At 57.6% G+C, this 8848-nt stretch carries 7 protein-coding genes and 3 pseudogenes; 7 read left to right on the forward strand and 3 right to left on the reverse strand.

Annotated elements, in window-relative coordinates; genetic code table 11:
• The first annotated feature begins 15 nt into the window (after positions 1-15).
• The gene (locus T8A63_RS21415) at positions 16-1137 is read left to right on the forward strand and encodes an IS110 family transposase (protein WP_322343897.1); all 1122 of its coding nucleotides are present in this window, start codon (positions 16-18) and stop codon (positions 1135-1137) included.
• 289 nt (positions 1138-1426) lie between these two features.
• Here T8A63_RS21415 and T8A63_RS21420 read toward each other — a convergent pair.
• A pseudogene (locus T8A63_RS21420) lies at positions 1427-1597 on the reverse strand (IS66 family transposase); the annotation flags it as partial.
• Between the two features lie 3 nt (positions 1598-1600).
• On the opposite strand from T8A63_RS21420, the pseudogene T8A63_RS21425 reads away from it, so the two are divergent.
• The 4 genes and pseudogenes from T8A63_RS21425 to T8A63_RS21440 form a co-directional block, all read left to right on the forward strand.
• Positions 1601-1849 (forward strand): annotated as a pseudogene (locus tag T8A63_RS21425) (IS110 family transposase); the annotation flags it as partial.
• Positions 1850-1968: 119 nt separating this feature from the next.
• On the forward strand, positions 1969-3456 hold the full coding sequence (gene istA / locus T8A63_RS21430; RefSeq protein WP_416153268.1) for an IS21 family transposase: 1488 nt from the start codon (positions 1969-1971) through the stop codon (positions 3454-3456).
• Positions 3453-4214 carry an IS21-like element helper ATPase IstB gene (istB, locus tag T8A63_RS21435; protein ID WP_306130378.1) on the forward strand — a complete coding sequence of 254 codons (762 nt, stop codon included), beginning with the start codon at positions 3453-3455 and terminating at the stop codon, positions 4212-4214. Before istA ends, istB begins: the two co-directional genes overlap by 4 nt.
• A 144-nt stretch (positions 4215-4358) precedes the next feature.
• Positions 4359-5018 (forward strand): annotated as a pseudogene (locus T8A63_RS21440) (IS110 family transposase); the annotation flags it as partial.
• Between the two features lie 262 nt (positions 5019-5280).
• Here the strand turns inward: T8A63_RS21440 and T8A63_RS21445 are convergent.
• The gene (locus tag T8A63_RS21445) at positions 5281-5568 is read right to left on the reverse strand and encodes a transposase (protein ID WP_274594636.1); all 288 of its coding nucleotides are present in this window, start codon (positions 5566-5568) and stop codon (positions 5281-5283) included.
• A 543-nt stretch (positions 5569-6111) separates the two neighbouring features.
• On the opposite strand from T8A63_RS21445, the gene T8A63_RS21450 reads away from it, so the two are divergent.
• Both T8A63_RS21450 and T8A63_RS21455 read left to right on the forward strand, forming a co-directional pair.
• Positions 6112-7203, forward strand: coding sequence for an IS630 family transposase (locus T8A63_RS21450; protein ID WP_067931132.1), 1092 nt, complete (start codon positions 6112-6114; stop codon positions 7201-7203).
• Positions 7181-7678, forward strand: a complete 498-nt coding sequence (locus tag T8A63_RS21455) for a gamma carbonic anhydrase family protein (RefSeq protein ID WP_416153269.1) — start codon at positions 7181-7183, stop codon at positions 7676-7678. The genes T8A63_RS21450 and T8A63_RS21455 overlap by 23 nt, the downstream gene beginning before the upstream one ends.
• A 133-nt stretch (positions 7679-7811) precedes the next feature.
• Here T8A63_RS21455 and T8A63_RS21460 read toward each other — a convergent pair whose 3' ends face one another.
• Positions 7812-8711, reverse strand: coding sequence for a LysR substrate-binding domain-containing protein (locus tag T8A63_RS21460; RefSeq protein WP_274594638.1), 900 nt, complete (start codon positions 8709-8711; stop codon positions 7812-7814).
• Positions 8712-8848: the final 137 nt, after the last annotated feature.

An 8848-nucleotide genomic window follows, 5' to 3' on the forward strand; every position in this document is an offset into this window, starting at 1 on the left:
GAAAGGAGAACTGTTATGGATAATTTTGATGCCTATGTGGGTCTCGATGTACACAAGGATACAATCGCTGTGGCTTTTGCTGAAGGCGAACGATCCGGCGAGGTTTGCTCTTTGGGTTCAATCCCGAACGAGACGACCGCCATCAATCGAATGGTCAAGAAATTGGCGGTCAGGTTTGAAGCGATATCTTTTGCCTATGAAGCAGGTCCGTGCGGCTATGGCCTGCACCGCCATCTTATCGGACTCGGACATGTCTGCGACGTCGTTGCACCCTCCAGAACCCCTGTTCAGCCGGGAAAGCGGCGCATGAAGAACGATACGATCGACGCGCTGAATCTGGCCCGATTGCACCGGGCCGGTGAACTCACCTATATCTGGACACCGGATGCGACCCACGAGGCGATGCAGGACCTGGTCAAGGCGCGGCGCATATCCTCTCATCAAGTTCGTAAGGCACGCCAGCGCATCAGCTGCTTCTTGCTGAAGCACGGCCGGCGCTATGAACGGAAGAAATGGGGACATCGACATCGGGTCTGGCTGGCGGATCTTCAATTCGGTCATGTTGCAACGCAATTCGCTTTGCAGAGCTATCTCAATGAAGAAGAGCAAGCTGTTGATCGACGGGCCCAGATTGACGGACAGATTGAAAACCTGATGTCAGACTGGGTTTTGGCCCCGATCGTGCGAGAACTCACAGCCCTTCGCGGTCTTGACATAGTGATAGCCGCAGCGGTTGTCGCCGAAGTCGGCGATTTTGCTCGGTTTGAAAACCCACGTCGTCTGATGAGCTACTTTGGCCTGGTGCCGGGGGAATTCTCAAGTGGGTCCAGCATACGCCCGCGCGGGATCACTAAGGCAGGATCCTCGGACGTTCGCGCGCTCTTGTTCGAGGCTGCCTGGCTCTACCGGCTGAAGCCAAAGGTGGGTCAATGGTCGCTGGTTCGACAAAAAGACCTGTCTCAGGCGGCGAAGGATATCGCCTGGAAAGCGCAGTTGCGATTGTATGGCCGATATCAACGTCTCACGCAGATACGCCACAAACGCAGTCAGGTGGCTGTGACAGCTGTCGCGCGTGAACTGGTTGGATTTATCTGGGCGATTGCTCGCAATGCAGAAGGCGAAATGGCCGTACGATAGAGCAATCCCGGGCCGAACAAATCTGGTGGTCTGTATGCAGAACGTTGAGACCGGTTAAGGGAATCCTTGGGCAAGAATTTGGAGCCGGCAAACCGGATCTCCGCAGCTAGATTAAGGCAGCCCTTTACGCCGTACCATCAATATGGGGCCGAACAGGATCCCCGAATGAGAGTTTGAGCAACCGTCGCGTTGAACTCAGCGCTCTGCACCAGCCCATCAGCCAGAAGTCCACAAACGTCGTACCGGCGATCGGTAAAATGCGCCTAAAATCTTGACAACGGTCATGAGAGTTTTTCCGACCGATACCGATGGGGCGCATTGCCCGTTCAGGGGCGTTGTTGTCGATAGCGACGTGGCCATCTTCCAGGAACAGGATGATGGAGGGCCAGCGGCTGAGCGCATAACGGAAGGCTTTCGCCAGGTCGCCCTTGCCCGGTATGCGGGTCAACTGCGCTTCGGCACACTGGAGATCGGCGCCGTTCAGTTCTTTCACGATCCGCTGGTGACCGGGACCGCCGACATTCAGGAACTGTCGAAGACCCACGAGATCGTCTCGCGTTCGAAGACCGAGCTTTGGCATCGCATCCTGACGCATTATCTGCCGCTCTACTTCCCGGAGGCCGAACGATTTCATCGGAACTCCAGAACCGACTGGTTTCTGGCGTTCCTCGAGGAGTATCCATCACCACAAATGATCACGGCGATGAGCCGGGTGAGAACGGCGGTGCGAAAGTCGGCCACGGTAGCGGCGGGATGAGCCTGCTGCGGGCGGCGTAAAAGTCGGCCACCTTTACCCTTTCTGGCGACAGGGAGGGCGGGAGGTTTTTCACCGTGGATTTGTATCGGAAAGTTTGGCTGGCTTGTGCTGAGGGCATGAGCCAGCGAGAAGCGGCGCGGCATTTCAACATTTCTCGCGACAGCGTAGCTAAGATGATGGCGTTCTCGGTTCCGCCTGGATATCGACGAACGGCACCGGTCAAGCGACCAAAGCTGGATGCCTTCACCGGCATCATAGACGGTTGGCTGGACAGCGATCGGGAGATCCATCGCAAGCAGCGCCACACGGCGAAGCGTGTGTTCGAGCGGCTCCGCGAAGAGCACGGGTTCACCGGCGGCTACACGATCGTGAAGGATTACATGCGTCAGCGCGAACGGCGCGGCCGCGAGATGTTCGTGCCGCTGGCGCATCCGCCCGGGCACGCCCAGGCCGACTTCGGCGAGGCGGTGGTTGTCGTCGACGGTGTTGAGCAGAAGGCACACTTCTTCGTCATGGATCTGCCGCACAGCGAAGGCTGCTTCGTGCGAGCCTATCCGGCGGCCACCGCCGAGGCTTGGGTCGATGGCCATATCCACGCCTTTGCCTTCTTCGGCAAGGTGCCGATCTCGATCCTGTACGACAACGACCGCTGCTTGGTTGCGAAGATCCTGCCGGACGGAACGCGCAAGCGGGCGACGCTCTTCAGCGGGTTCCTGTCACATTACCTGTTCCGTGATCGATACGGCCGTCCCGGCAAAGGCAACGACAAGGGCAACGCGGAGGGCCTGGTCGGCTATTCCCGGCGCAACTTCATGGTGCCGATCCCGCGGTTTGCTTCTTGGGACGCGTTCAACTCCGATCTGGAGGAGCAGTGCCGCAAACGCCAGTCGGATGTCCTGCGGGGGCAATCCGAGACCATCGGAGACCGGCTCGCGCGGGATCTGGCGGCGATGTCCGAACTCCCCGCTGCGCCGTTCGATGCCTGTGATCAGGCGACCGGACGGGTCAGCTCCCAGGCGCTGGTGCGCTACAAGACCAATGATTACTCGGTGCCGGTCGCCTACGGCCACCGTGACGTCTGGATCAGGGGCTATGTCGACGTGGTCGTGATCGGCTGCGGTGGCGAGGTGATCGCACGCCATCCCCGCTGCCACGACCGTGAGGACATGGTCTTTGATCCGGTGCATTACCTTCCGCTCATCGAGCAAAAGATCAACGCTCTGGACCAGGCGGCGCCCCTGGTTGAATGGGACCTGCCGTCTGAGTTCGCGACCCTGCGCCGCCTGATGGAAGCGCGGATGATAAAGGCCGGGCGCCGCGAGTATGTTCAGGTTCTGCGCCTGCTCGAGACCTTCGGCATCGATGACCTCCACGCCGCGGTGAAGAGGGCCCTGCAATTGGGGGCGGTCGGCTTTGATGCGGTCAAGCACCTCGTGCTCTGTCACGTCGAGAAGCGGCCGCCGAAGCTCGACCTCGACGTCTACCCCTACCTGCCACGCGCGCATGTCGAGACGACCTCGGTCGCCAGCTACATGGCCCTGACGTCGGAGGCGGCGGAATGAGTGACGCCCCGAAGATCCTGCTCGCGGATCATCTGAAGACGCTGAAGCTGCCGACCTTCCTGCGGGAATACGACAAGCTCGCCCGACAATGCGCCGCCGAAGGTCAGGACCACGTCCAGTTCCTGGCCCGCTTGGTCGAGTTGGAACTGATCGACCGGGAGCGGCGGATGATCGAGCGGCGCATCAAGGCGGCGAAGTTCCCGGCCACCAAGAGCCTCGACAGCTTCGACTTCAAGGCGATCCCCAAGCTGAACAAGATGCAGGTGCTGGAACTTGCCCGCTGCGACTGGATCGAGCGGCGGGAGAACGTCATCGCCCTTGGCCCGAGCGGCACGGGCAAGACCCATGTTGCTCTCGGCCTCGGGCTGGCGGCGTGCCAGAAGGGGTTGCCCGTCCGCTTCATCACCGCCGCCACGCTGGTCAGTGAACTGATGGAGGCCCGCGACGAACGTCGCCTGCTGCGGCTGCAAAAGCAGTTGGCCAGCGTCAAGCTGCTCATCATTGACGAGCTGGGCTTCGTGCCGCTCTCCAAGACCGGTGCGGAGCTCTTGTTCGAGCTGATCTCGCAGCGCTATGAGCGCGGCGCCACGCTGATCACCAGCAACCTGCCGTTCGACGAATGGACCGAAACCTTCGGCACCGAACGGCTGACCGGCGCTCTCCTCGACCGCCTGACCCATCACGTCAGCATTCTCGAAATGAACGGTGAGAGTTACAGGCTTGCCCAAAGCCGCGCCCGGAAAGAAGCCGGCACCTGATCATCCGTCACAGAATTGGCCCTGCGGGCCAATGCGCCATGGCACGCGCCAGCTATCTGGAGAGCACGCGTGCCATGGCGCTTGGCACCCCCCCACTGGCCTGGTTTTACGCCGCCGCGTGGCAGGTTTTTACTCCGCCGTTGACACCGGGAGGCATTCATTGCCGATGCCTGGCAAGTGGTTGGACGCAAAGTGTCCAAAGAACGCTTACTTTCAGATATTTATGCGACTGCGGTTGACTCAGTGGGGTTGCCAGTCCAGCCGGATTCTGACGCTGTCCGCATGTTCCGCTTGGTGCTGGCCGAAAGGAGAAGCCTAATCCGACAGCGCGATGTGATTGAGGCACGGGCCATCGAGTTGCTGTCGGATCTGCCCGACTATCAGTTGCTGACGACCATTCCCGGGATCGGCCCGATCAACGCCATGACCATCCTGGCCGAGGCCGGTGACCTGCGTCGGTTTCGGCATCATCGCCAGTTCCTGAAGTTCTGCGGCATGGACCTCGCCACGGTCCAGTCCGGCATGTTCCGCGGCCAGAGCAGGATCTCGAAGTACGGCAATGCCCGGTTGCGTCGCACCCTCTGGATGGCCGGCCAGACCGCTGTGCTGAAGCGGACCAATAGCTTCCGCGACAAGTTCGAACGCTACATCTCGAGGGCCCGGCACAACGCCCATCTACGCCGCAAGGCTTACACCGCCATCGCGGCCAAGATGGCGCGCACCGTACACGCCGTGGTCAAACACGGCGAACCCTATCGCCCCTTCTTCGAGGGGGTGAGCCCAGGCGGAAGGACCTCTCTCTGACATGAGCCGTGGAGGCAGTGCGCTGACCTCGTAGATAATGTTCGGGCCTTCTGCTTGGGATTTGGGATCTCGTATTGAGGACGGTGAGGGCCGCCATCGCGCGTACCCTGTGTTTGCTATGGAAGAGATCATTTCTTGACGGCAGAGCCCGTCTGGGCAACCTTAACAGGGCATCTGGAGTACCAAATGCCCCAAGACCTGCTGACCTAAGCAGCCAGATTTTCCCGACATAGGACGTTGTCACTTCGCAAGTGCTCCGTTGTCAGGCCCTCGGCTTTAGGTGGTTCAGGCTTTCCCTCAGGATCAGCTTGTCCAGCTTGAGCTCTGCTATGATCTTCTTCAGCCGGGCGTTCTCCTTCTCAAAGCTGCGCAGCTCCGACAGCTGTGAACGCGCCATCCCGCCGAACCGTCGGCGCCAATTGTAGTACGTCGCGTCGCTTACGCCGACGGCGCGGCATGCCGACTGTACATCACCGCCTTCCGCCAGCTTCAGCTCGATCTCGCGCAGATGCTTCAGGATGTCTTTGTCCGAATACCGTTTCCGAGCCATTCCAAGTCTCACTCTCTCGGCCATCGTAGTGGCCCAGTTCTAGGGGGGAAGGACAGTAGGTTACGGCTAAGCCAACATGTGGATGCACTCAACCGGCACGTATTGTCGCCAGAGACCTTTTAAACTGCAGAGGCCGTCCACAGCATCAGGTCAAAAGCAGGTCACCCTCAATTCAGATTGATGCGGCTGAGACGAGGGTCGGACAAAGGGCAGGTGACCACATAACTAACTGTAAAACGATTGACATCTTGGAATTAACAATTTTAAAGCGGCCAAAAGCCAAGCTGGAGTTACTCAATAAGCAGCTGGCAGTCTTTGAATAAGCAGCCCAAAGTCTTGTGATCCAATTCAACTAAGGAGCAATACCCGTGACCGCACATCTCTTCGCTTTGGAAGACATCGAACCTCGTGGACCCACTGAAGGAGAAGCTTTTGTTGCGCCGACTGCGGTTTTGATCGGGGACGTGCAGATTGATGTTGACGCTAGTGTTCTCCACCTGACAGGAGATTCCCATCGGCAACGTGATGTGCCATATTTGAGGCATGAGACGCCATGACATCTGCCTTTACCTTGGCCCCGCCGACCGTACTGAGCTTCAAGCCCTGATCAGCAACCGCAACACTGCGCGCAAGCTTGTCTGGCGGGCCGAGATCGTCCTGGCCACAGCGGACGGTCATGGCACGTTCGAGATTATGCGACGCGCGGGCACGTCGAAACCCACGGTCTGGCGCTGGCAGCAGCGGTATCTCGATGAGGGCGTGGCCGGTCTCAAGCGTGACAAGACGCGACCCTCGCGGGTGCCGCCTTTGCCCGTGGAAACAAGGCTGAAGGTGATCGCCAAGACGGTGCAGGAAACCCCGCCCAATGCAACGCACTGGAGCCGCGCGCTAATGGCCGAAGCCATGGGCATCTCGCCGTCGAGCGTCGGCCGCATCTGGGCAGAAGCTGGCTTGAAGCCGCATCTCACGAAGGGGTTCAAGGTCTCGAACGACCCAAAGTTCGAGGAGAAGGTCACCGATATCGTCGGGCTCTACCTCGACCCGCCAGACCGTGCCGTGGTGCTCTGCGTCGATGAGAAATCCCAGATCCAGGCGCTGGATCGCACCCAGCCCGGACTGCCGCTCAAGAAGGGCCGTGCCGCGACCGTAACGCACGATTACAAACGCCATGGCACGACCACGCTGTTTGCTGCGCTGGATGTGAAATCAGGCACCGTCATTGGCGATTGCATGCCACGCCATCGTGCGCAGGAGTTCCTGAAATTCCTCCGACAGATCGACAAGGCTGTGCCCACGCGGCGCGATGTGCATCTGGTGCTCGACAACTACGCCACCCACAAGACGCCTGAGGTAAAGGCCTGGCTCGAAAAGCATCCGCGCTTCAAGCTGCACTTCACGCCCACCAGCGCGTCATGGCTGAACCTGGTGGAGCGCTTCTTTGCCGAGATCACATCAAGGCGCATCCGGCGCGGCAGCTATTCCAGCGTCGATGATCTTGAGGCCGCGATCTACGACTATCTGGCCCACCACAACGAGAAGCCAAGGCCCTTCAAATGGACCAAAACCGCAGAGGATATCCTCACCCGGGAACGTCGCGCGCTGGACAAGCTCGATGAAACTCGCGGAAACAGGTAGGAAGTGTCAGACTCAGAGCACTAGCGTTTGGTTTGGGGCGGTGCTTCGAGCTGATGACGATACAATATATTTAGGAGTAGGGTCAAATATTCAAGATAACAGCGTGCTGCATGTTGACCCTGGGTTTCCCATACACATCGGGGCAAACTGCACAATTGGCCATCGTGCGATGATCCACGGCTGTTGCATCGGTGATAACACTTTGATCGGTATGGGTGCCACTATTCTAAATGGAGCCAAGATAGGCAAAAACTGTTTGATTGGCGCGGGTGCGCTGGTCACCGAGGGCAAGGAAATTCCCGACAATACACTAGTGGTCGGAAGTCCAGCCCGTGCAGTGCGTAGTATCGACGCTGCAGGCGTGGCTGAGTTAACAAAATCCGCAGAGCTTTATCAACTCCGCTGGAGGCGATTTGCCAAAGGACTCGAACGTGCCGCTTTTCCCGTAGGAATTACCACTTCGAAAAACATTTGAAATTTGTCCCGGACTGAATTCCGCACAAAAGATCCAGGAACGAATTTTTTCTGTTAAGCAGTGGAAGTATAGGTTTTCCAAAATTAGTGGCTGGATGCGGATTACCTATATTTACGGATAAATTTGCCGCAGATCACAATGTTTTAGAGCTTTTTCTTACCTCGTCTTGTAACCAATCCAAGAAGGTCGGAAAAAACGGATGATCTTCCGTCTTTTTGGGGCGGATGACATAAAATGGGCAGACGATCTCAGCGTTGTCGCGAAACGCGACTGCAAGTCGGTTTGATGCGAATTCGCGGCTTAACAGCTCTTCAATTCCAATTGCGATACCCAGCCCGCTCATCGCGGCTTCATACATCATTGATGCATTTTCAAACCATTGGCCACGCGACGTGTCTAATGGCACACCATTTGCCTTCGACCATCGATCCCAATCGTTGGGTCTGGTGTCGCAATGCAGTAATGCGTCTTGCCAGTCTTCAGTGTCACCGAACAATGTCTCAGGAGGAAGGTAGTCTGGACGGCACACTGGAACCAGGGTCGTCTCCAGCAGCCGTGTCGAAATATAGCGAGGATCACTTGCGCAGCCCGAAAGGATCGCCAGATCAATGCCTCTTTGTTCAAATGGGACGTCATGGCTGAGTGTTGTAACAATCCGAAGCTGAGCGTCAGGATGCGATTGTACGTAGTGTGACCAACGCGGGACAAGCCAGCTGACAATAAAGCTAGGATAAGCGCTTATAATAAGCGGGCGATCAGTGCGTTGCTGCTTTAGGTCCAGCGTAGCTAATTTTATTCGGTCAAAGATATCTGCAACATTGTCGAAATAGATCTGCCCTTCGCGGGTCAGCGAAATTTTCCGGTGCATTCGGTGGAATAGCATGCAGCCCAAATAGGCTTCCAAAGATTGTATGGAGCGACTGACAGCCGCTGGCGTCACACTCAGTTCATTAGCAGCTTTAGCAAAGCTACCTACGCGTCCCACCTTAACGAAGGTTCGCAACCCATTAAGTGGTGGGAGCCACGGATCCATATGCAGCCTTCAGGTAACAAAAATTCAACTAATGACTAAAATTAAGTGTGTTGTAAGTCAATGGCCGATTTCGGACTTTAAGCGCACAACGAATAACAACTGGATGATTGTTCGTTAGCGCAAATTTGCTAAGGAGG

The organism is Sulfitobacter sp. OXR-159, from assembly GCF_034377145.1.
Lineage (GTDB): Bacteria > Pseudomonadota > Alphaproteobacteria > Rhodobacterales > Rhodobacteraceae > Sulfitobacter.

What these genes read in the sequence shown, in the direction of transcription:
- istB (WP_306130378.1), top strand. Translation starts at nt 3,453, where the DNA reads ATGAGTGACGCCCCGAAGATCCTGCTCGCGGATCATCTGAAGACGCTG.
- T8A63_RS21455 (WP_416153269.1), top strand. Translation starts at nt 7,181, where the DNA reads ATGAAACTCGCGGAAACAGGTAGGAAGTGTCAGACTCAGAGCACTAGC.
- T8A63_RS21415 (WP_322343897.1), top strand. Translation starts at nt 16, where the DNA reads ATGGATAATTTTGATGCCTATGTGGGTCTCGATGTACACAAGGATACA.
- T8A63_RS21445 (WP_274594636.1), bottom strand. Translation starts at nt 5,568, where the DNA reads ATGGCTCGGAAACGGTATTCGGACAAAGACATCCTGAAGCATCTGCGC.
- T8A63_RS21450 (WP_067931132.1), top strand. Translation starts at nt 6,112, where the DNA reads ATGAGACGCCATGACATCTGCCTTTACCTTGGCCCCGCCGACCGTACT.
- T8A63_RS21460 (WP_274594638.1), bottom strand. Translation starts at nt 8,711, where the DNA reads ATGGATCCGTGGCTCCCACCACTTAATGGGTTGCGAACCTTCGTTAAG.